Source organism: Desulfatitalea tepidiphila (assembly GCF_001293685.1).
Taxonomy (GTDB): domain Bacteria; phylum Desulfobacterota; class Desulfobacteria; order Desulfobacterales; family Desulfosarcinaceae; genus Desulfatitalea; species Desulfatitalea tepidiphila.
In genome coordinates, this window is record NZ_BCAG01000003.1 from 2,046,011 (window position 1) to 2,072,609 (window position 26,599).

Below are 26,599 nucleotides of genomic sequence, written 5' to 3' on the forward strand. Positions count from 1 at the left end.
CCGAGGTGCATTTATTTAGACAACCGATGCAACCTCTGAGGTAGCCATCGTTTGCCTTCGGCAACCCTGCTACCTTGTCCTCGGATGCCGAGGATTTAGGCCAGTGGCTTTGCGTCCCACCCTTTCGGATGGTTTGCCGTTTCGGGCAGTTCGATCTGAACTGACGCCGGACAAATTTTTAGCAAATATGGTGCCATCAAATCTGAGCGATACCCTATATAGGGGTAACTTGCAAAGATCACACATTTTTCGAATTCAACTGGGAGCGCCGTGCAGCCTCAAATTTGCGTTAAACCGGCAGGGGCGTATTGTAAAGGAGACAGGGTTTTCCGGGATGTGAACAGCGCGCTTGGACGGCACCGTAAGAAGCCCAATATCTGCGTTGCGCTCATGCCGTGGTCCTTGCGGCGTACGACAAGTACGCCTCAGGACACGGAACTTCGCGCGCCTTGATCTTGAACTTCTTACGGTGCCGTCCGACAAGGGCTTTTTAATGAATTGGTCAACATTAAACCCGCTGCAGCAGCGAGACTTTTCTTCTATCGTCGAGAAACGGCAGTTGGTAGTAAACTGTTTCTATGGGAATCATTCGAAGGTCTGTGGCATCTCTTGCCAGGCCCTCGGCTGAGCTGTCGTTGGGCCCTTGGTAGGCGATGAGCCGGCCCTGGGGCGCGAGCAGGGGCAATGCCAGGCTGACGGCGGTCGTCAGGTCGGTGAGGGCCCGGCAAACCACCACCTGATAGCGTGCTTTGCGATCCGTCTGTTCCGCAAGGGTTTGAGCCCTCGCATGGAGCGCCTCGATGCGCGTCAGGCGCAACTGGCGGATCACATGATTCACGAAACTGATTTTTTTGCGCACGCTGTCGATGAGCGTCATGTCCAGATCGGGCCGCATGATCTTGAGGGGAATCCCCGGAAAACCGCCGCCCGTGCCGATATCGAGCAACGCCCCCTCTTCCGGGAGCAAATGAAGGGGGGCGATGGCATCCAGGCAATGTTTGACGGCAACGTGCACGGGATCGGTGATGGCGGTCAGGTTGGTGCGCTGGTTCCACTCGAGGAGCAATTGCACATGCAGGGCCATTTGGCGCGCCTGGTCCGGGGAGAGGGAATGTCCCAGCCGGTCAGCGCCCTGAACCAACAGGTCGATCCATGCGTCGGAGCCGATGCGGGTCGTCATTTCGTTTCAGAGGGTGCCTCGGCGGCATCATCGAAATCCATGATGACGGTGGTATCGATCCCCCCGCTGAGGTCGACTTTGGCATTGGGATAGCGCTTTTTGAATACCCGCAGCATGGCCTTATTTTCCTTGAGGACCGTGGCGGTGAAACCTTTGAAGCCGTTTTCCATGGCGATCTTCTCCAATTGGGGCAGCATGTGAGAGGTCACGCCCATGCCCTGGAAATCTTCCCGGACCACGAAGGCCACTTCGGCACGACCGGTGCCTTCATCGGCATACGAGCCGATGGCCACGATCTCCTGGTGGCCGCCTTTCTGGGTGAGTCCGATCAGTGACATGTTTTTACGGTAATCCACGCTGGCCCACTGCTGTTGGGCGTGCTCGTGCGAAAACAGGCGCATCTTGTAGAAAAACCGAAGATAGATGGTCTCTTCCTTCAGTGAATAGAAGAAGTTGCGGTATTCGAACTCGTCGGAGGGCAGCAGGGGCCGGAATTCGATGGTCTTTCCGTTGCGCAGGGTCACCCGTGATTTGTAGCTTTCCAGGAAGATCAGGTCGTCCTGGGCCGGTGGGAGCTGGTCGCCGAAGATGTAATGGCGTTTCTTGGCGACATCGATCAGCTCTTCGCGGAATTTGGGATGGGCGATCTGGGCCAGTTCCATGACCCGCTGGTAGATGCTCTTGCCTTTCAATTCGGCAATGCCATATTCGGTCACCACGAAATTGACGTCGCCGCGGGTGGTCGCCACGCCGGCCCCCTCGCTCAGATGGGGGACGATACGCGACACCTTACCGCCCTGGGCCGTGGAAGGCAGTGCGATGATGGAAAAGCCGCCTTTCGACATGGCGCTGCCCCGCAGAAAGTCGACCTGGTCGCCGATGCCGCTGTAGAACAGGTAGCCCATGGAGTCGGTGCAGACCTGACCGGTCAGATCGACCTCCAGGGCCGAAGATATGGAGACCAGATTGTCGTTGCGGGCAATCACGGTGGGATCGTTTACAAAGTCCGAGGAACGGAAATAAAATTGGGGATTGTCATCCACATAACGGTAGAGTTTCTCCGATCCCATGCACAGCGAGGCCACCACCCGGCCGGGCAGCAGGGTCTTCTTCTTGTTGGTGATCACCCCCCTTTCCAGAAGCGGAACAAAGGCGTCGGTGATCACCTGAGTGTGCACCCCCAGATCCTTTTTGTCGGACAGGTAAGGCAGGATGGCATCGGGCAGATGGCCGAAGCCGATCTGGATGGTGGCGCCGTCGTCCACGAGCTGATTGACGTAATATCCGATACGGCTGGCCACCTCCTGGTTTTTGGACAGAGAGACGGCTTCTACGAGCGGTTCCTCGTGCAGAACGAAGTAATCGATGTCATCCACATGCACGATACAGTCGCCCCAGGTCCGGGGCATCATGGGGTTGACCTGGGCGATGACCATCTTGGCGGCCTCCAGGCCGGCCTTGGTGATATCCACCGACACCCCCAGGCTGCAATACCCGAATCGATCCGGCGGACTGACCTGTACCAGGGCGACATCGAGACCGATGCGATTGCTGGCGAACATGTTGGGGATTTGCGACAGATAGGTGGGCAGATAGTCTATCTTGCCCTCGAAGGCCGCCTTGCGCATGCTGGTGCTGATAAAAAAAAGCTTCAGGGCGAATCTACGGAGAAATTTGGGGTCATCGACATATTTGGACAGGGTGAAAGAGAGCATCTGGTAAATGACCGCATCCTGAATGATCGGATTGGCAACCAGCGATCGAATCAGATGCTGAGGCTCGCCGCATCCGGTGCCGATGAAAATCCGGCTGCCGTTTTTTATGTGCGAAAGGGCCTCTTTGGTACTCGCCACCTTATCGGGACAGTATTCCCTGACGTCCATCCATGTCTCCTTCTTGTCTGTGCCATCCCCCCATGGCTGATAGGTGCCATATCGGGCCAGCTGTTCCCGGGGCGACCGCTGGCGCCGGACCGCACGGTGTTTTGAAATTTGGCGCTAATTTGACTTGAATTGTCGGCAAGTGTCAAGCGGCCATTTCTGAAAACAGGCATTCTAACGAAATGCTATTCATTAAACCCGGCGTGAGTTGAGCAGGCGGTCGATGCCACACGCCAAGCGGTCAAGTGTCGCTAAAATGCACGGCGGGCGGCCCAGAAACTCGCTGCGCTCAAACAGTCTGGGCCGCTTGTCCGCTGTTTGCATTCTAGCGACACTAAACCGCATGGCTCACGTGGCCCTGGCCACCTGTCCAACTCACGCCTATCATGTCCGTGCACTGCGATTTTTTTATCAAACGCCTTCCGCAAGGCCTGCCCTTAAAGGCGAATCACTTTCAGTTGGAATAGATGTTCTGAAAATTTATTATTTTTTTATTGACAATCTATATTACGACCACTATTAATGCGTTTTTAATTGTTGTTATTCCCTCATTTGGTGGTTTTCCAAATGAGGGTTTTATTTTGCCCGTATGGTAAAAACCATGGAATCGGCTCATCATCGGCTAACCTTTCTCCTGTAATTCCCTAAAGCACATTGCGGGTAAAGGAACACCGTATCCATCGCTCCGGATGATGGAAAAGAGGAAAGCTGTTTTAACCCATCAGCCCAGCTGGGTTGGGGCCATAGTTGACCCGCGGGACGGCCGGCACACGGCAGATGGATTGTGAAGATCGTATTAAAGGAAAAGAGAAATGAACACCAACACCCAATTCGTACGCAACATCGGCATCAGCGCTCATATCGATTCCGGCAAGACCACATTGACCGAGCGCATCCTTTTCTACACCCAGCGCATTCATGCCATCCACGATGTCAAGGGCAAGGATGGGGTGGGCGCCACCATGGACTCCATGGAACTGGAAAAGGAGCGGGGCATCACCATCGCCTCGGCGGCCACCTTTTGCCAATGGAAAAACAATGAAATCAACATCATCGACACGCCGGGGCATGTGGACTTCACCATCGAGGTGGAGCGCTCCCTGCGGGTGCTCGACGGTGCCATTCTCGTGTTGTGTTCGGTGGGTGGTGTCCAGTCCCAATCCATCACCGTCGATCAGCAGATGAAACGCTACAATGTCCCGTGCATTGCTTTCATAAACAAGTGCGACCGCAGCGGTGCCAATCCGTTCCGGGTGATCGAACAGCTCAACAGCAAGTTGGGGCACAATGCCGTGGCCATGCAGATCCCCATCGGCCTGGAGGCCGGCCATCAGGGCCTGGTGGATCTCGTCACCATGAAAGCCTTCTATTTCGAAGGAGACAATGGCGAAAAGATCATCGAGAAAGAGATTCCGACCGAGTTGCAGGAGGCGGCCCGTGAAAAACGCGAGGCGTTGATCGATGCGGCGACCATGTTTTCAGATGATCTTACCGAGACGGTCCTGGAAGAAAAGCCCGTATCGGCCCAGATGCTCCTGGAAGCGGTCCGCACCGGCACCCTGCAGCGCAAACTGACCCCGGTCTTCATGGGCTCGGCTTACAAAAACAAGGGCGTACAACTACTCTTGGATGCGGTCGTTTCTCTGCTGCCCTGCCCCGAGGAAGTGGTCAACCAGGCCCTGGACCTGAATGCCGATGAAACGCCGGTCGTCCTGAAAACCGATCCCAAGCTGCCCACCGTGTCGCTGGCCTTCAAGCTCGAGGATGGTCAATATGGACAATTGACCTATATCCGGGTGTACCAGGGCAAACTGGCCAAGGGCGATACGGTGGTCAACGTGCGCACCGGTAAAAAGATAAAAATCGGTCGACTGGTGCGCATGCATGCCAACCAGATGGAAGACATCCCCGAGCTTCCGGCCGGGTTCATCGGGGCCATGTTCGGCGTCGACTGCGCCTCGGGCGACACCTTCGTCTCTCCGGAGGTGCGCCTGACCATGACCTCCATGTATGTGCCCGAACCGGTCATCTCCCTGGCCATATCCCCCAAGGATCACAAGGCCGAGATCAATATGTCCAAGGCCTTGAACCGTTTCAGCAAAGAAGACCCGACCTTCAAGACCCATGTGAACGAAGAGACCGGAGAGACGATCATTTCGGGCATGGGCGAATTGCACCTGGAGGTCTATATCGAGCGCATGCGCCGGGAATACAGCGCCGAGGTGATCACGGGCGCTCCCCAGGTCGCCTATCGGGAAACCATTACCCAGATGGCCGAATACGACTATATCCATAAAAAACAGACCGGCGGCTCGGGACAATACGGCCGCGTGGCCGGCTACATCGAGCCGTGCAGCGAAGCGGATTTCATTTTTGACAACAAGGTGGTCGGCGGTACGGTCCCGACCCAGTATATCCCCGCTTGTGAAAAGGGGTTCCGGGCCTGCATGGCCAAGGGCCCCAAACTTGAATTCCCGGTGACCGGCGTGCGCGTGGTACTCAACGATGGCGCCTCGCACAGCGTGGACTCCTCGGACATGGCATTCCAAGCGGCTGCGAGGGGCGGCTTCCTGCAGGCCTATGCCAAGGCCAAACCGGTGATCCAGGAGCCGATCATGAAGGTGGTGGTCGAGACGCCCACCGAATTCCAAGGGCCGGTCATGGGTTCGTTGAATCAGCGTCGCGGCATGATCGTCGGCACCCAGGACGAAGGGGTCATGTGCGCCATCGAATCCCAGGTGCCCTTGGCCGAGATGTTCGGATACTCGACGGTGCTGCGCTCGTTGACCCAGGGCAAGGCCCAGTTCACTATGGAGTTCGCCCAATACAAACAGGTGCCGCAATCCATTGCCGAAGAGATTGCAAAGAAGGTCGGCGAAAAGAAAAAGAATGTGGCCTAGTGCCCATCCACAAATGGCCCATTGGCCCGATATCGGCGTCGCACGAAAAATATAATCCTCGGAATATCAACTACATGCCTGCGGTTTTATTTTTCGTGCGCCTTGATCTCGAACCAATTTGCCTATATGTGGACGCGTACCAGTTAAGACAACCCCTGGAACGATCACGAATATGTCGCAGATAGAATCGGAGGCGGTCCCGACGGACCGCAACACCCGCCGTTGGACGCCTGCCATGTCCATGCAAAGGGACGGCAGCAACGGTCGGGTGATCCTTCTGAAGGAGAGGAGCATGGCCATGTTGAAACAAGACCTTATCTTGCGCAATCCGCTGCGGTTGCTGGGGCATGAAAACGATGACATTCTCGAACCCGGCCAATTCGGCGCCGTGCTGGCGCGGGCGGGTGTGGGCAAAACCGCATTGATCGTGCAAATCGCCCTCAACACCATGCTGCGCAGCAAGAACGTGCTCCATATCAGCCTGAACGAGCCGGTCGGCAAGGTAGACCTGTGGTATCAAGAGGTGTTGGGACGGCTGGCCCAGCAATACCAGGTGACCCACCTGGATCAATTGTGGGACGCCATTGTACCGCACCGTTTTATCATGACGTTTCAGGTTGAAGGGTTCAGTGCGCCCAAACTCGAAGAGCGCCTCACCGATTTGACGCTGCAGAATATTTTCAAACCGGATATTCTCTTGATCGACGGTCAGCCGTTCGACCAGGACGTTCCCGAGGTGCTCAAGGAACTGAAGGCGCTCGCAACCCGCCTGAACCTGCCCATCTGGTTCACCATCACGACCCACCGGCACGAGGCGCCGGCCCCGGACGGGCTTCCGGTGCAACTGTCCTCGGTGCAGGAGCTGTTCGAGGTGGCGATCTCCCTGCAACCCGAGGAGCAGACCGTGCACATCAAAGCGTTAAAAGGCTGCTCACTTTCCGAAGCACAGCCTCCGCTGGTGCTGGATCCATCCACCATGCTGATCCAGGGGGTTTAGTACCAAGCGGCCCTGAAAATGTCTGCCGAATTCACTACGGGCGGGGATAAACCCCGCCCCTACAACGCCCGGCCATGGCGACTGCTTGTATTATGACAAATCCTCATAGGGGGGGTGAAGGCAATATCTTTAGCCTCCGAGCGAATTCGTGTTCCCCGAATGTGTAAGGGCGGGCTTTACGCCCGCCGGCAACGGCCGCTTAAGTTAATGACATCGCTTTAAAAAGCGTCTCGACTGTTTTCAACAGATGCGTTGGAATTGCCGGGCGGATCCAACCCTTCGGCAGGTGTCGCCTGCTTTCGAACTATAAACCAGCCAGGGCTTCGATACGTTGCAGCACCGGCGGATGCGAATAGTTCAAGAAAACGTAGAAGGGATGGGGCTGCAGATTGGACAGGTTGTCTACGGTCAATTTCTTCAACGCCGCAGCCAGGGCCCTCCCCCCTTCCCGCGCCGTCTGCATGGCAAATCGGTCGGCCTCGAACTCGTGACGCCGGGACAACCCATTTACGGCAATGCTCAGCACCATATCCATGGGCGCATAGAGCAATCCGAAAAAGACCAATCCTGCATGGACGGAAACCTCCGGAACGTAAAACGCGGCAAACAACCCCGGGTAGGAGATGAACCGGGATAGCACGAAAAACATCAATCCCGCCTGAGCGGTGCCGATGAGCAGCATCTTGACGATGTGATGCCGTTTGAAGTGGCCCATTTCGTGGGCCAGGACCGCCACAAGCTCTTCCACCGTGTGTTTGTCGACCAGGGTATCGAACAGCACGATCCGCCGATACCGGCCGAATCCACTGAAAAAGGCATTGGCCTTGGTGGATCGTTTCGAACCATCCATGACGAAAATATTGTCCAATGCGAAACCGATGCTGTTCGCATAAGCCGTGATGGCATCGCGCAACGGGCCGTCGGGCAATGGTTTGAACCTGTTGAACAGCGGCATGATCCAGGTCGGGGCTATGTATTGCATCAACAGCATCACCCCCACGGTGAATCCCCATGCGTAGCACCAGGCGCGGTCACCGGCATGGTTGAAGAAGAAGAGAACGGCGGCCAGCAGGGGGCCGCCGATGACGATACCCAGCAGCAAGGCCTTGAGCTTGTCCGCCAGATAGATCCGCCAGGTGGTCTTGTTGAATCCGAATCGGGCCTCGATCCCAAAAGTGGCATAGAGCCCGAACGGCAGCGTCAACAGGCCCTTTAAAAGGACCAGAACGCCGATATAGATCAACCCACTGGGAACTGGAGAGAGGACGAGGCCGCTCACCCAACCGTCCAGCCAGGCGAATCCGCCTCCGAACCAGAAGAGCAGCAGTACGGCCAGGTCGAAAATCTCCACCCCCCAACCGAGATGTGTATTGGCGCGCAGATAGGCCTGGCTGCGGGCGTATTGTGCCGGGTCGTACCAGCCGGTGAACTGGTCCGGCAGCTGGTGGCGCAACGCCTTGAGGTTGAGATAGTCCGCTATCGACGAAATCAACGAACGGGTTACCAGCAGGGCCAGGATAAGGATTCCCAGTGCATTCATGACTGGGACATCTCTTCGGCCGGCATCGTCGCGGGAGCCGGACGCTCGGGCACCGCTGCCTTGGCGAAGACCTGGTCCACGAAGTCCGCGATGACCCGATGGACGCGCTCGGAGCCTTCGCCGAGCAGAATGCCATGGCGGTTGAAATTAAAGGCCATGTACTGCTTGTCCCTGGATCCGAGCATCTGGAAGATACGCTCGGACCCTTTGGGATCCACCACCGGATCCTGCTGGGATTGGGCCACCAGGGCGGGCGCCTGAACGTTGGCCAGACGCGGTTCCAGGTAATCCATCAGGCGTTCGAGCTCCACGACACCGGCGATGGGATTGCGGGAATAGTTGATGTGCGGATTTTCCGGCCGATTTTCCACGAACTCTTTTTTGGCTTCTTCCCAGCGCATCCGATCCATCAAGCGGTTCCAGGTGTCGACCACCGGCGCCAGGCGCGAAGCGGCATATTGTAGACGCAAGGGCGTGGAAACGGCGAATACGCCGGCGATGTCGCTCACCCGGCTGGCCAGTTCCAGGGCCAGGGCGGCCCCGGTGGAAAACCCGCCGATCACCGCGCGACGGCAGGTGTTGCGGATCAGGATGTAGCCCTCTTCTAACGATCGAATCCAATCCTGGTAGCTGCAGCGCGCCAGGTCCTCCGGTGAGGTGCCGTGGCCCTTGAGGCGCGGCAGATAGACCCAGTAGCCTCTCCTGGACAAATAGTCGGCCAGGGTCCTCACCTCCGCCGGTGCGGCCATGTACCCGTGGCACAGCAGGATACCCAGCCGGCGGCGGTTGCCGCGCAGCAACACCGGACGCCCGATGTGTCTTGGCCTGGTTTCGCCTTGAATGAAAAAACGCTGGTAATCCGCCTCGAACGCTCGTTCGGCGCGTTGGTGCATCTGGCGGGCGATTCGGGAGCGAAGAATGACATCGGGTGTCCAGCACAACCGGGATATTTTTCGTTGAAGCCGCTTCAGCGGTTCGACTTCGTTGGCCATGACGGCCACCGGATTGTCGATACGGGCCAGATGAAAGTCGAAAGGCGATCCCAGTTTATGTCGGTTCCGGACGATAAAAGACGATTCCCGGCGCAGCACCTTGCTCTGTTCGGCGACGGTCAGAAAATCCTCCAGCTTGCTGTACCGGTCATCGACCAGGAGGTGGTTCTGGCTCTCCTCGATGCTGTGATGCAAATGGGTCGCACCGGGCGATGCGCCCCGTTCAATGGCCAGGAAGGCGCGCCGGCAGAAGCGGCTGAGTCGAATCCTATCACGAATGCTGTGTTGCAAAACAGAAGCGAAAATATGGTCGTGATTCACGGTGGTCATGCTGTAAATGGCCTCCATGTACCGCTGCATGATCTTCAGAGCCGCTTTGCGCAAATCGCCGACGCTCGGCAGGGGATCATCGAACTCGAAGGAGGCCGGGTTATGCATATCCGCCTGGATCGATCGGGTCTGCAGGTAAGGCGCCGCTTCGATGGCTTTGCCGAAGCGGATGTCGATGTCCACACCGGAAGTCAGCATGGCCCCTTCGGTCATGAGCTCTTCGGTGAGCTTCTCGGGTAGATCCTCCACCAGTCGTTCGGCGATCTTTTTCAGGAGGTTTTCCCTGGCCCGCAGGGGATAGTAGGTGATGTTCACCGGAACGATACAGGTGCCTAAAGGACTCACATCGGACATGGCCTCCAGATTGAACAGGGGCAACAGCCGTTGCATCTCCAACGGTGCATGCTCGGCCAGCCACATGAAACGTTGGCGGTAAAACTCGGTTCGCAGGGCCAGGTGGGCGGCGCCGGTGTGGGGCGGGTGTTTGCCGCCCGCATATGAAACCATGTAGCGGCCCTTCTCGATGATCTTCTTATTTTTCACCATGCGCCCCTCGGGGAAAATGATCCAACCGGCCTCGTTGGTCAAGAGGGTCTTGACGATCAGACGGTCCCGATGGGGATCCTTGGTGGAGACGGCGCCCACGGATTCCAGGAAGCGGCCGACGGCACCGATGAAAAACTCCGAGGAGGCCAACGACCAGATCGGTGTCTGCACCAGTTTGTGCAGATAGTAGGGCATCAAAAAGGTTTCCAGGCGCGTAAAGTGATTGATCACGAAAATCTTTGCGCCTTCGGGGATGTTCTCCGTGCCGTGCAGGGCCACCTTTGCCTTGGAAAGATTGGCGAGGGTTTTGAACACCATGCTGGTGGTGCGATACGCAAATGGATTCATAATCTAAGTATTGACAGGTTTGGGGCTAACCTTTAGATTGCGACCGAATTCATGCGTCGTCGGTGCTTCCCGTTCAGTCTGTGCCCGCCCAGCGAGGACAAGCGGCACCACGAATCACAGAGCGTAGATGTACAGAACAGATTTCAAGAAGTCAAACAGGCATTCATCCTGATGCAACCGTTCCTTGCCGTTGCCTTAAGTGGCGGGATTGACTCTCTGGTGTCCGCCGCCCTTCTGAAGGAACAAGGCCACCGGTTGATCGGTCTGCATTTCCTCACCGGTTACGAAGCGGGTTTCCCCGTGCCGGAATCCGCGTCTGTGCCCGGCGGATCAGACGCCATCGCCGCTTTTGCCCGCAAGTCGATGGATCTTCTGGCCGCACAGATTGATATTCCTATTTACGTCATTGACTTGCGGTCACACTTTCAACGCCAGGTGGTGCGCTATTTTGTGGATACCTATGCCGGGGGCCGGACCCCCAACCCGTGTCTTGTCTGCAATCCCACAATTAAATACGGCTTGCTTCTCTCCGAGGCCATACGCCTGGGGGCGTCCGGAATAGCGACCGGCCACTACGCTCGAATCGAGCGCTCGACGGATGGCCGTATTCACCTGTTGCGCGGCAGGGATGCGAAGAAAGAGCAGTCCTATTTCCTCTCACGGTTGACCCAACTCCAATTGGCCGCCGCCACGCTGCCGTTGGGCCACCTGACCAAGGCCCAAACGCGCCATATCGCCCAGCAGATGGGGCTCGTGCCCGTCAGCAGGCAGGAAAGCCAGGACATCTGTTTTATCCGGAGCAAGGGCTATGCGGATTTTTTAATGCAGCAACCCGGCTTTGCGTTCAGCCCGGGTCCCATCGAAAACAGCGAAGGGGAGACGATCGGCCGCCATAACGGGTTGCATCGTTTCACCATCGGCCAGCGCCGTGGGATCAACTGTCCGGCGGCGCGTCCTTATTATGTGATCCGAATCGACATGGCCCGCAATTGCCTGATCGTCGGCCATAAAGAGCAGTTGCTGAGCCGTCAATGCCACGTCCGAGACATCAATTGGATCGGCCCGCCGCCCACAAGACCCATTGCGGTCGAAACCAAGGTGCGCTACCGCCACGAGGCCGTGAAGGCGATAGTTGCACCCATCGGAGAATCCGATGCCCGGGTTGTGTTTGAAACGCCTGAACCTGCTGTGACACCCGGGCAGGGGGCGGTCTTTTACCAAGGCGATGAAGTGCTCGGCGGAGGATGGATCGAATGAGATCCTATCTCATCGTCACGCTGGGATGCAAAGTGAATCAATGTGAATCCGCGGCACTGGGGCACGCCTTGGAGACGGCGGGGTATGCCCGGACCGACGACAAAGGCGCACCGGATGTCATCGTCGTCAATACCTGTACGGTCACGGGCAAGGCAGCCATGCAGTCGCGCCAGACTATTCGGCAGGCCAGGCGCAGGCACCCCGCCGCCCGGATCGTGGTGACCGGCTGTTATGCCCAGACAGCTCCCGACGAAATAAAGGCCATCGCAGGGGTCGATATGATCGTCGGCCATGATAGCAAATTGCGCATCGCCGACCTGCTCGCTCGCGAACACCGTGCCGCCGATGCGTTGCCCTTCGTACACCACAGGAGCCTTTACGGCTGCAATTTTTCATCGATGCCGTCGGTCGCTTTCGAAGATCGCACCCGCGCCTTTTTAAAAATCCAGGACGGATGCAATACCCGTTGCACATACTGCATCGTTCCCTATGCGCGTGGACAAAGCCGCAGCATGCCGGTCCAGGACGTCCTCGACCATATGCATTCCCTGGCGGGCAAAGCGGTTCGGGAAGTGGTTCTCACCGGAATCCACCTGGGGGTCTATGGTGCGGACCTGACGCCGAGCACTTCGCTGGCGACCGTCATCGAGACGATCCTGGCGAGCACCGCCATCGAACGTATCCGGCTCAGTTCCATAGAACCGGCCGAAGTGGAAGAACGTATCGTAGCGTTAGCCGCGAAGTCCGGTGGCAGGCTATGCCGCCACTTTCATATTCCTTTGCAAAGCGGCGACAACGACGTTTTGGGGCGCATGGGAAGGCCTTATACCCGCCAGGCCTTTTTTGACCTCGTCAGCCGGATACATGCTCATGTGCCGGGCGCGGCCATTGGTGTGGATGTCATGGCCGGATTTCCGGGGGAGAGCGAGGCCGCTTTCGACAACACCTACCGACTGCTTGACGCGCTGCCCATCACCTATCTGCACGTGTTTCCCTATTCACCGCGGAAGGGAACGCCAGCGGCGACCTATCCGCAAAAAGTTCCGGAAAGCACGACCAAAGAGCGATGCCGTCGGTTACGCGATCTCGGCGACAGGAAGCGGACCGCATTTTACCATACCATGATCGGTCAACGTCTCCAGGTGCTCACCGAAACCCGCACCGATCCGGAAACAGGCCAGGCCTTGGGATTGAGCGACAACTATATCCCGGTGGCGGTTGTGGGTGGAGATGTCGAAGCAAACCGGATGATATCGGTCCGCATCACGGCAATCGCGCCCGATGGCAGGGCCGTCGGCCTAATTTAGTGTGCGAAGATACTCTCCAACCGTTCAAGGTCATTGATAACGCGCCAATTACCGCCGCCCTTTTCCGTTTTGCCACGCCATTTTTCGACCCGGTCCAGGTATTTTTTCGGGTCCCGGATGTCGTCGCGCAGTTTGGTGACATTCAAGGCAATGACGTTGAATCCGGAGAGTTGAAACGGCACATCCCGCACATACCCTTTGGCCAACTCTTCCTGGAGATCGGAAAAAATCAGGATATACTTCTGCCCTGCGCCGGCCTCATTAAGATATTCGACGGCTTGCAACAGACCACCCGAAATGTCCGTGTAATTGCTCCCTCTGACAGTCGTCACGAATTGCTCGATGGTTTGCTGAAACGATCGCTTCTGGTTATTGGCCACCGAAGGCCTGGGATCGAAACGGACCTTGGCGACGATGTCTTTTTCGCTGAAACTTCCGGTATCGATTCGTCCGACCGCCAGGGTATCTCCCGGTTGAAGCGTACCCAGCAGATAGTTGATAATGGTCTGAGCCTTTTTCAATTCAGTAGTATAGGTCCCGGAGGTATCGAGCAGCATATAAACACCCCGGCTGCGGTCGACACCTTGGGAACAGCTGGTCATCATCATCCAGCCGATCAATAGCAAAAGAAGGCCTGCTGGTCTCATTCGATCGCCTCCTTTTGCTGGGCGTTGTTTTCCGTCCTCCGACGCCTTTCCCTGGCCTCTCTATCGATCTGATCCCGGCTGTCTCCAGTATCCTTTGTCTGCGATCTCTTTTGTATGATGACACCTTCAAGCCAGAGTGCAGGTACAATGACAAGATCATAGGCATTGATGATCAGCCGCGATATGTAAAAACCCATGTTTCCCAAAAGCCGCAGAACGAATGCAATGATCCGCAGGGCGAAGGCGGCCAGGAGGCCGAGTACCGTTCTGGAGGAGGATATAAAAGATTCAAAAGGAATCGCAACGAAGGTGAGAATAAATGGCAGAATAAATCCCATGATCATCTGGCCGTAGGTTGGAATATTGCTCGTCACGGTCTGGGACGTGTCAATTCCGGCCAATGATTGCCGGAGCGCCTCCATGTCGGCCGCTATGCGATCGCGCATGAAAGCCAGGGAAGATTCGACGCACGCCAGAATAAACAGAAAACTGAACAGGACCCAGAAGATGGTCTTTCTTTTGTTGTCTTCCATGCTGCCGATGATGGAAAACAACCGGGTGATGCGCAGCGCATCCATGACGAAGAATCCCAGAACAATCTCCAAGGACACGATAAACATGCCGGCCACATCGGAAGTCTTGAAATTGCCGATATAGCTGTTGCCGCCAACCATTTCCGACATGGGCAGCGCCACCAAGTTGAAATTGATCATGGCACCGACGACCGCGACGGCCAGGACCACACCGGAAATAAAAAATTGGGTCAGAGAGGATGAAGAGAGCTGCCGTGCGGCTGTTTCGCTTTGATTCAATGTCTTTTCATAGTTATCCATGTATCGATCGATCTTCTTCGATCGCTGATTCAAATTGGAAATGGCTTTTTCCACGCCGCTGAGAGTCTTTTTCACATTGCGCCAAAAAGGCAGCATGCGACTGAGAATGCTGTGACGTTCGGCGACATCGCGGCGGTGCCTCTCAACAGCCGCTTTGTGCTGTTCGTTAAGTGTCTGGTGAATTTCCTCCAGCATGTTCACGACCATACGATCGCCGGTGGGCTTGATGTTGGCAATTGCATCGATCACCTTGACCCAATCGGGCAAGGTCTGGGGAATTTCCGCACTCTTTTGGTAGTCTTCTTCCAGTTTGAGCAGATCTTCGGAAAGCATGCGCTGGACCTTGGGGTATCCTTCCAGGTCCCGGCGGACGGCATCGCTGATCCGATCGAACTCGCGCTCGACCTTTCGTTCCGCCAGTTCCAAACCGGCGGTCATCAGTACCTCCTGGTTGCGCAGCTGAAGCCTTTTTTCGGCCAGTTTTACGGAAGAAGCGGCTAAGCGCATGGCATTGTAGATAATTCTTCCAAATGAAGCCATGGAACGATGAAACGGTTTGCGGGCGAAATACATGGCCAATAACAACAGCACCAGCCAAAGAATACCGGAAAGCAACGGGATGGGTGTGATGGATAATATATGCGCCATGAGAACCTCCACGATTTGGTGTCCATCCACAAAACACGCTTATTCAAAACAGGATCTGTTCTATAACCAACTCAATTATAAATGCAATATATGCGCCAGCGCCCACGCTTCCTGTTATGATATGCGAATTCACAATTCTCAACTGTTTGAGCGATTTTTGTACATAATCCATACAATATTTGACAGTCTCGTAAAATGCGCCTGGGGATACAAAAGTGAACAAGTTCAGTTCGTCGGGTGCGTTGGGTCTATCGGGGCCTGGGAGAATCGATTTGGAGTCGTGAGGTTCACTCGTCGGCCGGAAATTTGCTACCGGGAAGGTCCTCTTTACCAGGACTGTTTATGGCCAGCGCCTTGTCTCCCTCCAGCCGCACATCATAAAAGACGTAAGCCTTTGCCATTTCGCGCAAGTTCTCCACGGATTCCTTTAATTGCAGAATGTGTCCATCCGTACACCGGTTTGCCGTTTCGCTTGCACGACTGCCGCCATTGGGAGCGATCTCATCGATGATGTGCATGCATTGTCCGGTCTGCTTCCATATATACAAAAGCAACTCCTGCAAATTGGCGGCAAGCTCATTGATGCCCGATCCAATCTGCCCGAACTCATCGGAACCGGAAATGTCCACCGTCTCGTTGAGTTTTCCCTGGGCGAGGTTATAGACTGCACGCTGGATTTTTTGGAGGGGATGATGGATTCGGCGCGTGGCGGTTCGCACCCATATGACCGATAAAATCAGGGCAGAAAAATAGCCGGCCGTTAGAAGCAGAAAAACCCGCAGCTTTATGCCGGAATAAGGCGTTTGCGCCGCCTGGGCGTTGCCGAGCGTCTGATCTGACGCAGTAAGGTGGTAATGATCCAAGCCGCTGGATATTTCATTATATACCAGGATAAAGGCCAAGGCAGCGGTGAGCAATACGATCAGTAGTAGCGACCACATCCATCGGCGAATATAGGACAATCCATTATTCATGAGCGGCCAAATCAAAGGCTGACTATCTGTATGAAGTCAAATTCACCGTACTCTTGCATGATGACGGGATTCACAACCGATCCAGGGCGGCGACCTCCTCATCATTGAGCATACGCTCGAGGTCAACGACCACAAGAAGGCCTCTCTGTGTTTCGGTGACGCCGCGGATATACTTGCTTCTAAGACCCGACAAGATAATGTCCGGCGCCGGTAAAATGGTATCTTCACGAACCCTCAATATCGGCGTCACCGAATCCACTCGATATCCTACCTGTCGGCTACCGGCCTGGGCGACTAAAACCCATGATTTTTCTTGGCCCACGGTCGACGGGGATACGCCCATCAGGTGACCCAGGTTGACGATGGGAATGACTTGCCCCCTGAGCTGTGTGATCCCCTCTACGAACCGCGGTGCAGCAATTGCTTCTCCCACTTCCGGTTCACGGAGGATTTCACGAATGGTCAGGATATCGGCACCCAGCAATTTGGGACCGACATGGAAACCGATGAGTTGAACGATATTTTCCTGGTCTAGACTCAGCGCCATAGCGACTCATCCAAAAAGAGGCGGCGTGCCGCAAAGGGCCTGAGGCACGCCGCTCTTTTGTTCATTCAGCGATTACTACTCGCCCGGGTTTTCCCGTTCGCCGGGATTACTGCTGCTCGCGGCATCGAATCCTTCGACGACCTCACCCCTGCGGATCTTGAACTGGGCCACCTGTCGTGTCAGGTTGGCAGACAAGCGCTGCATCTCCAGGGTAATACCCACAACCTGGCTTGCACCGGACGCCGTCTGTTTGGCGCGTTCCGCAGATTCGGTGGTCACCTCTCGCAGATGCTGGGATCGACCGGCCTGGGCATCGGTCAATTGCTTCACATGTTCCGAACGCTGTACGATGCCGCGCATCTCTTCACCCACGGTATTGGATCGCTCCGTGGCCTTGGCCACCTGTTGGGAAATGTGGTTGGCTTTTTCCACCAGCGCGGAGAGCGCCTTTTGGGCCGCTTCACGCCGAGCGCCCTGCTGGCCAGCCATGCCGGCGATATCTTTTGCCAAACGGCTCAGGTCGTCGACCAGTTTATTGACTTCGGATGTATTGTCAGCCAGCAAGTCGGATGCCCGGGCGATCTCTTCGATGGCACGCATGTTGATTTCACCACCCTGGGCAATTTTGTGCAGAGCACCTTGGGAACGGTCGGTCAGACGGGTCCCCTCTTCAACCTTATTGGTCGAATCCTTGATCAGTTGGGTAATCTCCTTGGCAGCTTCGGAAGATCGCTGGGCCAGCTTACCGACTTCGTCCGCGACCACTGCAAAACCACGTCCGTGCACACCAGCTCTGGCCGCTTCGATGGCCGCGTTAAGCGCCAGCAAGTTCGTTTGTTCCGCAATTTCGGTGATGACGCCGATGATGTCTGCAATCTGCTCGGACGAACTCTTAATGGCCTGCATACCTTTAACGGTGGCGTCTACCGTGTTTCGACCTTCTTCGGCTGCATCAAGCACCATGCGGCCTTGCTCGGTGGCCCGGTTGGCGGCCCGAGTCATCTCTTCCACCGATTTTGCAATCTGGCGCATCGACTCGGTCATCTGCAGCACCTGTTCGCTCTGGCGCTGTGCGATGGCGGTAACCTTGCCGCCGGTTTCACCCATGGCCGCCACACGTTCCGTCGCAACGCTCGCTTCCTGGATCTGCTCGCTGCTCGCATCGTCCATCTGTTTCATCTCTTGAATCAGTTGGGTCAACCTTTCAAAAGATTTGTTGGCCACCTCCGCCTGGCTGTTGGAAGCCTGTTGCACCTGGCTGGCAGTTTCACCCATCTGCGCCACGGTCTCGAGCACCGCGACCATCTGTTTTTCTTCCTGCTCGGCACGGTCGCGGTTGGCCGTCGCGCGTTTGGCCACATCTGCGGACTGGCTGTTCACGCCTTTGGCAGCATCTTCAACCATGCCGAATGAATCGCGCATGGCTTTCATCATGTTGTTGAACTCACGACCCATCATGCCGATCTCGTCCCTCGAACTGACGGGTACGTCGAGGGTCAAATCGCGTTCCCGGGCCACCTGACGAATCGTGTTGGCCATGCCGAGAATCGGGCGCGTGATGTTACCAACCAGCAACCAGATGACGCCTGCCAGAACGAGGACGGCCAGCAGGCCGATCATGCCTGCCTGGATTGAAATCTGACGCGCGGGCGCGGTGATGGTTTTCTCCGGGATGTTCGTGGCCAGACTCCAAGGTTTATCAGAAAAGCCGATCTGGATGGGTGAGAAAGCGTAAAAGGCCACCTGGCCAGACGTCTTGGAAAGTTTTCTTTCGGTGGCTTCCATACCGTTTTTCACCGCCTGGATGCTCTCCGGCAGGAACTCGAAAAACTCCATCGGTTTGCCGACGTTGCTCCAACGGGTGGGATGGGCGGCAAAAATGCCGTTGTTGGCGATCATAAATCCATACCCATCCTCGTAAAATCTCACGCGTTTGATGATGGCTTCAAATGATTTCAGAGGGATATCGATGCCGACGACGCCCACGACCTGGTCATTGAAACGAATGGGAACGGCCATGACGGTCTTGTATTGTTGTTCGCCATTGATTTCAAAAATGGTGGGATCGAAAACGACCTCACGTCCTGTACTCAGGGGGTTCAGATAATAATCTCCCTTGCCCGGGACATTGTACTCTTGCAGGGGCATCAACTCCGGCAGACCCGTCAGGCGGTTCCAATACGGCACGAAACGGCCCGTTTCATCATGGCCGGCGGCGTTGGCAAACTCCTTGTCCTTATTGTCCAAGGCATTGGGCTCCCAACAGGTCCAAACCGCCACGAAGCTGGGGTATTCCTCCAGAATATTCTTAAGAATGCTGTTGATCGTACCCCGGTCCGGCACACCCCGGTTTTTCATACCCTGCATGGTTTGGGCCAGAGTTCGGGCCGTGTCGATGGCCACCTGCATGTCGGCCTGCACCACCGTGGCCCAATGGCGGCCAACCTCCTTGGCAGCCTCTTCGGCCTGCGCTAATGCATTGTCGCGTGCTTTCCACCAGATATAGGCAATGGACAAAGAAAGCGCCAAAATAGCTACTAAAAGGATCTGAGCCATCATTTTGGGCCTTAACCCCAGTGATCTGATCTTATCCAACATGTTTCTTGCCTCCTGTCCGTAGTTGCCGAAATTTTTCCCGGGCAATTTCCATCCGATTCTAAATTCCTTTTAGTCCGTCAATCCGTGAGCAACATGTCTCACTGGGATTGATTTGCAAAATTTCCCCCCCTCTGAATGAACTCGACCTTTTCAGGTTTCCAGGGGAGTCCAAATACAAATTGGTAATGCTTTTTCGATTATCGGTTCATTAAAAAAAATCTTTAATATGGGAGGGAAGAATTAAATCGATTCGGTTGTGTGTTCAATGAATATAGATAAATCTAAAAGCAATTAAATTATGTATAAAAGCATGGAGCCATAAAATATCATCCGGGTTATTGTCAAACAAAAGATGGACGGCGAATTTCTTGAAAATTAAATAATATTTGAAACTTGCCAGGTAAAAGGGGCAGGGTTAAGTGTGAGGGGGACCTGTTTTTGAAAGATAAAAAGCAATGCCGTTGACGTTAGGCGTTTGGTTTCCATTCGGGCGGGGCTGAACCCCGCCCCTGCAACGCCCGGTCATGACAGCTGCTTGTATTATAACAAGATCTCGTAGGGGCGGGCTTTATGCCCGCCCGCAACGCCCGCGTAAGTTACTGACATTGAGATAAAAGCTGAATCGATAAAGAGGGATTTGTCCGCCGATCGCTACCGCTGTCGAATTGATTTCTTGTCTATGAGCTAAGGGGGGCAGGCCTATCATGACCCCAGAGCCGATGACATCATGTCATTTTGGCGACGAATGAGTGAATTGATCTGCACTTGTTGAGATAGGGACAACGAGCCGAATTCCACGCCGATCCTTTTAATCATTAAAGAAGCGAAGGATCCATTCAGCGCACTGTCGATGGTCGAAACCAACCTGGCGGGCAGATTGCGGATAAAATAGCCTTTGCCGGTTGCAAACAGGTCCACATGGAGGTCGCGGCGGCCGCTCAATCTGTTGGAAACCGCATCCAAATCGACAAACGTGAATGCCATGCCGGTCGAGCTGATCTCCACCATTTGCCCCATCATCTCGGGTTGGGTGTCAACGACGACGTAGACATTTTCATCGACCTGGGTTCGTTTTTCTTTGCGACGGTTGTCTTCGGAAATCTTTTCCATGTACACTCTTTTTCCCCCGCCCCTGACATTTAATACATGAATGGCGTTTATCTTTGAAAACACGTAACGGCCGGGAATAATACGGCATCGCATTTAAGCAATAGCCATACCAAAACGTTATCACGTTGTTATTTATGATATTTACTGTAACTTGATGGCCCTTTTCAGCTCAAAAAATTGCACCCATAGGGATAAATGCACCTTTTTTGCGCACTTTGAAAAAATCCCGATCAAATTTTGTCCATTGGCTTTTGGCACCAATTTCTGTATTCGACCCTGTGAATTGGAACGGGACTCAGAATCATTTTGTGGGGGCGCAACGACATGCAAGCTTTCTGGGATTGGTGGCAGCATCTGCCGGAACATATCGACCCGGTCATTTTCCAAATCGGCAGTTTCCGCCTCCAGTATTATGGCCTGATGTACCTATTGGCCTTCGGCACGACCTACCTCATCGCCCGATACCGCCTTAAAAATGAAACCCGCTGGCATGTATCGATCGAACATTTACAAGGCCTCATGACGGCCATGATCCTCGGACTGATCCTGGGGGCAAGGCTGGGATATGTCGTGTTTTATAATTTTTCTTACTACGCGGTAAATCCTCTGGAAATATTCCTGCCTTTCGAATTTCGCGATGGCATCCGCTTCACCGGCATATCCGGGATGTCCTATCATGGGGGGTTGGTCGGAACCTTTTTGGGTATGTGGTGGTATTCGCGCAAATATCGGTTGGGCGCATTCACCGCCCTGGATCTGCTTCCCCCCTGTGCGGCAGCAGGATATACGTTCGGTCGCATCGGCAACTTTCTCAACGGCGAGTTGTGGGGGCGAGTCACCAGCGCACCGATCGGCATGCATTTTCCCAATGCGGGAGACCATGCCTTGCGCCATCCCTCGCAACTCTACGAGGCTTTCGGCGAAGGCATACTTCTGTTTATCTTGTTGTGGTCGTTACGCCATCGCATCCGCACACCGGGCGTCATGTTCAGCTGCTACCTGATCGGTTACGGCGTGATCCGTTTTGTCATAGAGTTCTTCAGGGAGCCAGATGCGCATCTTGGTTTCGTCTTTTTCACCCTCTCCATGGGCCAGATGCTATGCGGCACCATGATATTGATCGGTCTGGCATCGATGATTTTCTTTTTTAAACTTTCAGGAAATAGTCGTGGAAGCAATCGTCCTGATTAAGCTCGGGATGAAAGGTGGTGGCCATGATCTTATCTTTTTGTATAAATACCGGATCGTTACCACGGCTGGCGTGAACGGTCACCTCTTCACCGACGCGATCGATGCGCGGTGCCCGGATAAAAACCGCGGGGTAGCGTTCTTGTTTCATCACCGGGATGTCGATGAAGTGAACGCTGCTGGCAATTTGTCGCCCGTAGGCATTGCGGATGACCGATATGGGCAATGCGGCGAGGCTCCCCGCATTGCCATCGACCTGTTCCGCCAAAAGAATCGAGCCGGCACACACCCCCCATACCGGCATGCCCTCACGGATTCTTTGGTACAGCGGTGTCCGCATATCGAATTCTTCGAGAAACTTGGCCATCACCGTGCTTTCGCCACCCGGTATGATCAAGCGGTCAATGGCGTTCAACGCCATGCTGTCCCGCACGATCCGATAGGACACGGCACAACGCTTTAAGTGGGGAATATGGTCCAGAAAAGCGCCTTGCAGTCCCAATAAACCGACAATCGTCATACCACACCCCCTGCAAGCCCGCCAAACGATCGAGCCTGTCTATCACCCGCTTTGCCGGTTTGTGCGGCCGGACGGATCAAACACCGCGTTCCGCCATTTTAATGTCGAGGGCCTCTTTCTCGAGGCCGATCATGGCGGTACCGAGGTTTTTGGATATCTCCACCAGCCTGGCAGGATCCTGATAATGGATGACGGCCTGTACGATGGCATGGGCCATTTTAGGCGGATTCTGGGACTTGAAAACGCCGGACCCGACAAATACGCCATCCGAGCCCAACGCCATCATCAACGCCGCGTCGGCCGGTGTCGCAACACCGCCGGCCGCAAAATTCACCACGCTCAGTCGGCCCAAATCCCGGGTCTCCTTGACAAGCGCCACCGGAACGCGCATCTGGCCGGCCAATTGAATCAACTGGTGCTCGTCCAATCCCTTGAGGGCATCGATCTCCTCGTTGATGGCGCGCATATGACGCACTGCCTCGACGATGTTTCCGGTGCCGGCTTCACCCTTGGTCCGGATCATGGCCGCCCCTTCGTTGATCCGTCTCAAAGCCTCACCCAGATTCCGGGCGCCGCACACGAAAGGCACCTTAAACCGATGCTTCTCCACATGGCGGCTCTCGTCGGCGGGCGTCAACACCTCGCTCTCATCGACGAAATCCACACCGATGGCTTCCAAGATACGGGCCTCCATGAAATGGCCGATGCGCACCTTGGCCATTACCGGAACACTCACCGCATCCATGATCGCCTGGATCATGGCCGGATCGCTCATGCGTGCCACCTGCCCATCCTTGCGAATGTCTGCGGGCACCCTCTCCAGGGCCATTACCGCGCAAGCCCCTGCCTCCTGAGCGATACGCGCTTGTTCCGGGGTCGTCACGTCCATGATGACGCCGTTTTTAAACATTTCTGCAAAGCCCTTGTTAATCTTTTCTCTTGCCATGTTGCTATCCCTCTTCCTGAATTGATGTTGCGCGATATTTGTCTCGCGCTGGATTTATAAAATGTCCGAACGATCTACTGTTGCATTTAAAGCAACAATCGTTTAAGTTGATTAGTACAATTAATGAATTGTATTATACGTGTCAAGCATGAATTCAAAAAAACCCCTCTATCGAAAGATCGCCGAAATTATCCAGGGACGGATCGCCGCCGGCCTCTACAAACCGGGTGAACGCATTCCGCCGATACGCACGTTCACAGGCGAGTTCGGCGTCAACAAGGCCACTGTCCACAAGGCCTTCGAACGGCTCAAGATCCAAGGATTGATCGAAAACAAGGTGGGCAGCGGTTCCTACGTGCGCTTTCCCGAAAAGATTGACTCGTTTGCCGGCCGCTTCGATTTCCGGACCGACTATTTGGCGCCCCACCTGTTTGCCCATGAAACGGCACACATCATCTTCAATGATATCTTCTCCAGAGAAAAGCATGGGGCCTTGGCCCCTACCCCGGCCGAGGGTGATCCAGAACTGTTACAGGTCCTGAGCCAGTATTACCATGTGCCGGACCACGGCATGCTGATGATATCTGGCGCCCAACAAGGCCTGGACCTGGTGTCAAAAGTGTTTTCAGCCAAAATCTCGGAATCGATTCTTTTCGAGGACCCGACCTATCCAGGCGCGATTTCCCTGTTCCGCGCGCGCCATTTTGTCCCCTTGCAAGATGACGGACCGGATATCGAACAATTCGATCTGCGCCTGACCGGCCAGATTCGGCTCTTTTATGCCATGCCATCCATTCACAACCCCACGGGGATGTCGTACAGCCGGGAAAAAAAGGAGGCTGTGGTCCAACGCGCCCGGCAACACCCGTTCTATATTATCGAAGACGATTACCTGGGCGAGTTGAGGCGGGCCACACCGCGTTTCATCGACATGGCACCGGATCGCACCATTCATATCAAGTCATTTTCACAAACCACGTCCGCCGGAATCCGCCTAGGGTTCATGGTTGTGCCGACAGATCTTTACGAAAAGTTTGTCTACGCCAAATTCTCATCCGATATCCATTCATTCGGCCTGCTTCAAAAATTTCTACGCGAGTTCATCAAACAGGGCCACTACGCGAAACATATCGAAATGGTCGATCGCGTCGCCCGGCATCGCCGGATGCGGCTGTCAACGTGCATCGAAGCGTTCCCGTTTCTCAAGATCCCACACGAGCAAAACGGATACAGCCTATGGGTCGAATCCCAACTTCCCATGGATTTGTCGCATGCCCCCTGGTGCAGTGGCGATGCGTTTTCTTTTTCGCCCCGCTTCAAAAACTACTTCAAACTTGCCTTCATGCATATGGACGAAGAGAGGTTCGAACAAAGCCTCTCCTATCTTACAGACTTGATACAACGGCATGTGGCCTGCAACTCCAAGGGTGGGTTTAATGAATAACGTTCATTCAGAATCGTCGGCCGGCCTCGCAGAGAGTTGTAATATTGCCCCTTCTGGATTAAAAGCAGATCCGTCGTTTTCACCTAAAGCCCGATTTCAAGGATCAAGTTTACTATGATTACCCTGTTGGACTATGGCGCCGGAAATGTGCGCAGCGTGATCAATGCCATCGAAAGTCTGGGGGAGAAGGTGCAGGTGGCTTCCCATCCCGACCATATCCATGGCGCCCGGAAGCTGGTTTTTCCCGGCGTCGGCGCCTTTGGCAACATGATGCAGATCTTGCACGACAAGCAACTGGTTGAACCGCTGAAGAGATACCTCGCTTCCGGACGTCCATTTCTGGGGATCTGTCTGGGCATGCATGCCTTGTTCGAAGCAAGCGAGGAGTCGCCGGGGATCCCTGGGCTAGCATTTTTCAAAGGTCAGGTCAACCGCTTCGACGTCCCCCTGGCCGTGCCGCATATCGGCTGGAACGGCATCAAGGCGCGTCAGTCGTCACGCCTCTTCAACGATGTGGACAAGGATGAAAAGTTTTATTTCGTCCATTCGTATCATGTGGTTCCCGATGACCAGGGTATCGTCCTCACCACCACGGATTACGGCTATGAATTTGTCAGCGCCATTCAGCAGGGCCAGATCATCGCCACCCAGTATCACCCCGAAAAAAGCGGTCCGGCGGGTTTGCGCCTTCTGCGGAATTTTTTAAATTCATCGCTTGAACCAGCGGCCTTGGCCACCGGCCATGATCGAACCCGGTTGGCCAAACGCATCATCGCCTGTTTGGATGTGCGTGCCAATGACAAAAATAATCTGGTGGTGACCAAGGGAGATCAGTACGACGTTCGGGCGCAGGGTGAGGTGCGTGATCTGGGAAACCCGGTGGATCTGGCTCAGCGCTACTATGAAGAGGGGGCCGATGAAATCACTTTTCTCAATATTACGGGTTTTCGCGACTTTCCATTGGCCGATATGCCTATGCTGGAAGTGCTCGAAAAGACCTCTCGGCGGGTATTCGTCCCACTGACCATCGGCGGCGGCATCCGGGATTTCACCGATGCCAATGGCCGTGCCTATTCCGCGCTGCAGGTGGCCGCGGCCTATTTTCGCTCCGGTGCGGACAAGATTTCCATTGGCAGCGATGCGGTGCCTGTCGTCGAGGCCTATCTTGAGAACGGCAAAGCCACCGGCCAGAGCGCCATAGAACAAATTTCCCGGGTCTACGGCAGCCAGGCCGTCGTCATTTCCATCGATCCGCGGCGCGTCTACGTCCCTTCACCCGCAGATGTTCCCTACCAGGTCATTCACACCGATGTGCCCGGCCCCAACGGTGAATCTTATTGCTGGTACCAATGCACGATCAAGGGGGGACGCGAGGGGCGACCGGTCGATGCCATCACCCTGGCCCAGACCTGTCAGACGCTGGGGGCCGGGGAAATCCTGCTGAATTGCATCGATCGTGACGGCACCAATTCCGGGTACGACCTCGAGCTCGTTCGAGCCGTCAAAAATGCCGTTTCCATACCGGTCATCGCCTCCAGCGGGGCTGGTGCATTGTCGCATTTTTACGACGTGTTCGCTCTCACCGATGCCGATGCCGCCCTTGCGGCAGGTATTTTTCATCGCCGTGAGGTACCGATTCAGGCCGTCAAGCAATTTTTAACCGGCAAGGTGGTGATCCGCAGGATTGCGTCATCGCCCCCAACCAGGCCCATACAGGCTTAAAGTCAATGTCGTCAACTCAAGGCGTTCAGGTTTCCATACGGCCGGGGTTAAACCCTGCCCCAACACCGCCTTTTTATAGCGATTGACTGTATTACAGTCCAAATCTCGAGGGGCGGGCTTTATGCCCGCCCGCAACATCCGCTTA

Annotated in this window: 19 protein-coding genes and 1 riboswitch; of the genes, 7 read left to right on the plus strand and 12 right to left on the minus strand. The window is 55.2% G+C overall.

All coding sequences use genetic code 11. The annotated features are described in order from the left end of the window. Window positions 1-56 precede the first annotated feature (56 nt). Window positions 57-148: riboswitch (cyclic di-GMP riboswitch) on the minus strand. A gap of 360 nt (window positions 149-508) precedes the next feature. Continuing rightward, window positions 509-1,180, minus strand: a complete 672-nt coding sequence (gene rsmG / locus DFT_RS13750; RefSeq protein WP_054031737.1) for a 16S rRNA (guanine(527)-N(7))-methyltransferase RsmG — start codon at window positions 1,178-1,180, stop codon at window positions 509-511. Further along, window positions 1,177-3,063, minus strand: a complete 1,887-nt coding sequence (locus DFT_RS13755; RefSeq protein ID WP_054031738.1) for a bifunctional acetyl-CoA hydrolase/transferase family protein/GNAT family N-acetyltransferase — start codon at window positions 3,061-3,063, stop codon at window positions 1,177-1,179. Before DFT_RS13755 ends, rsmG begins: the two co-directional genes overlap by 4 nt. A gap of 809 nt (window positions 3,064-3,872) precedes the next feature. Between DFT_RS13755 and fusA the strand changes: the two genes are divergently transcribed. Both fusA and DFT_RS13765 read left to right on the plus strand, forming a co-directional pair. Next, window positions 3,873-5,960: an elongation factor G gene (gene fusA / locus DFT_RS13760; protein ID WP_054031739.1), complete on the plus strand. Its 2,088-nt coding sequence runs from the start codon at window positions 3,873-3,875 to the stop codon at window positions 5,958-5,960. Window positions 5,961-6,132: 172 nt separating this feature from the next. Further along, window positions 6,133-6,957: a P-loop NTPase family protein gene (locus DFT_RS13765; protein WP_152971988.1), complete on the plus strand. Its 825-nt coding sequence runs from the start codon at window positions 6,133-6,135 to the stop codon at window positions 6,955-6,957. A 304-nt stretch (window positions 6,958-7,261) separates the two neighbouring features. On the opposite strand, the gene DFT_RS13770 is transcribed toward DFT_RS13765, so the two are convergent. Further along, window positions 7,262-8,497 (minus strand): M48 family metallopeptidase, encoded by a 1,236-nt coding sequence (locus DFT_RS13770; protein ID WP_054031740.1) that lies wholly within the window; start codon window positions 8,495-8,497, stop codon window positions 7,262-7,264. Then, a complete protein-coding gene (locus DFT_RS13775; protein ID WP_054031741.1) occupies window positions 8,494-10,713 on the minus strand; it encodes an alpha/beta fold hydrolase in 2,220 nt (739 codons plus the stop codon). The genes DFT_RS13770 and DFT_RS13775 overlap by 4 nt, the downstream gene beginning before the upstream one ends. 171 nt (window positions 10,714-10,884) lie before the next feature. On the opposite strand from DFT_RS13775, the gene mnmA reads away from it, so the two are divergent. Both mnmA and mtaB read left to right on the plus strand, forming a co-directional pair. Beyond that, complete coding sequence (gene mnmA, locus DFT_RS13780) at window positions 10,885-11,970, plus strand: tRNA 2-thiouridine(34) synthase MnmA (protein WP_054031742.1); 1,086 nt, start codon at window positions 10,885-10,887, stop codon at window positions 11,968-11,970. Further along, window positions 11,967-13,277, plus strand: coding sequence for a tRNA (N(6)-L-threonylcarbamoyladenosine(37)-C(2))-methylthiotransferase MtaB (gene mtaB, locus DFT_RS13785; protein WP_054031743.1), 1,311 nt, complete (start codon window positions 11,967-11,969; stop codon window positions 13,275-13,277). The genes mnmA and mtaB overlap by 4 nt, the downstream gene beginning before the upstream one ends. Here mtaB and DFT_RS13790 read toward each other — a convergent pair. The 6 genes from DFT_RS13790 to DFT_RS13815 form a co-directional block, all read right to left on the minus strand. Beyond that, window positions 13,274-13,924 carry a VWA domain-containing protein gene (locus DFT_RS13790; RefSeq protein ID WP_054031744.1) on the minus strand — a complete coding sequence of 217 codons (651 nt, stop codon included), beginning with the start codon at window positions 13,922-13,924 and terminating at the stop codon, window positions 13,274-13,276. The genes mtaB and DFT_RS13790 overlap by 4 nt on opposite strands. Beyond that, window positions 13,921-15,405, minus strand: coding sequence for a hypothetical protein (locus DFT_RS13795; RefSeq protein ID WP_054031745.1), 1,485 nt, complete (start codon window positions 15,403-15,405; stop codon window positions 13,921-13,923). The genes DFT_RS13790 and DFT_RS13795 overlap by 4 nt, the downstream gene beginning before the upstream one ends. A gap of 287 nt (window positions 15,406-15,692) precedes the next feature. Then, window positions 15,693-16,307 carry a HAMP domain-containing protein gene (locus DFT_RS13800; RefSeq protein WP_161807161.1) on the minus strand — a complete coding sequence of 205 codons (615 nt, stop codon included), beginning with the start codon at window positions 16,305-16,307 and terminating at the stop codon, window positions 15,693-15,695. A gap of 142 nt (window positions 16,308-16,449) precedes the next feature. Then, on the minus strand, window positions 16,450-16,926 hold the full coding sequence (locus DFT_RS13805; RefSeq protein WP_054031747.1) for a chemotaxis protein CheW: 477 nt from the start codon (window positions 16,924-16,926) through the stop codon (window positions 16,450-16,452). Window positions 16,927-17,001: 75 nt separating this feature from the next. Continuing rightward, complete coding sequence (locus tag DFT_RS27140; RefSeq protein ID WP_054031748.1) at window positions 17,002-19,524, minus strand: methyl-accepting chemotaxis protein; 2,523 nt, start codon at window positions 19,522-19,524, stop codon at window positions 17,002-17,004. A 702-nt stretch (window positions 19,525-20,226) separates the two neighbouring features. Continuing rightward, complete coding sequence (locus DFT_RS13815; RefSeq protein WP_054031749.1) at window positions 20,227-20,634, minus strand: PilZ domain-containing protein; 408 nt, start codon at window positions 20,632-20,634, stop codon at window positions 20,227-20,229. A 324-nt stretch (window positions 20,635-20,958) separates the two neighbouring features. Here DFT_RS13815 and lgt point away from each other — a divergent pair, with 324 nt between their 5' ends. Then, complete coding sequence (gene lgt / locus DFT_RS13820; RefSeq protein ID WP_054031750.1) at window positions 20,959-21,825, plus strand: prolipoprotein diacylglyceryl transferase; 867 nt, start codon at window positions 20,959-20,961, stop codon at window positions 21,823-21,825. Here the strand turns inward: lgt and pdxT are convergent. Both pdxT and pdxS read right to left on the minus strand, forming a co-directional pair. Then, the gene (pdxT, locus tag DFT_RS13825) at window positions 21,782-22,342 is read right to left on the minus strand and encodes a pyridoxal 5'-phosphate synthase glutaminase subunit PdxT (RefSeq protein ID WP_054031751.1); all 561 of its coding nucleotides are present in this window, start codon (window positions 22,340-22,342) and stop codon (window positions 21,782-21,784) included. The two genes, lgt and pdxT, sit on opposite strands and share 44 nt — an antisense overlap. Window positions 22,343-22,418: 76 nt before the next feature. Continuing rightward, window positions 22,419-23,288, minus strand: a complete 870-nt coding sequence (pdxS, locus tag DFT_RS13830; RefSeq protein ID WP_054031752.1) for a pyridoxal 5'-phosphate synthase lyase subunit PdxS — start codon at window positions 23,286-23,288, stop codon at window positions 22,419-22,421. A 148-nt stretch (window positions 23,289-23,436) separates the two neighbouring features. On the opposite strand from pdxS, the gene DFT_RS13835 reads away from it, so the two are divergent. Further along, entirely contained in the window at window positions 23,437-24,732 is a 1,296-nt protein-coding gene (locus tag DFT_RS13835) for an aminotransferase-like domain-containing protein (RefSeq protein WP_054031753.1), read from the plus strand. Window positions 24,733-24,846: 114 nt separating this feature from the next. Then, window positions 24,847-26,454 carry an imidazole glycerol phosphate synthase HisHF gene (locus DFT_RS13840; RefSeq protein ID WP_054031754.1) on the plus strand — a complete coding sequence of 536 codons (1,608 nt, stop codon included), beginning with the start codon at window positions 24,847-24,849 and terminating at the stop codon, window positions 26,452-26,454. Window positions 26,455-26,599 lie beyond the last annotated feature (145 nt).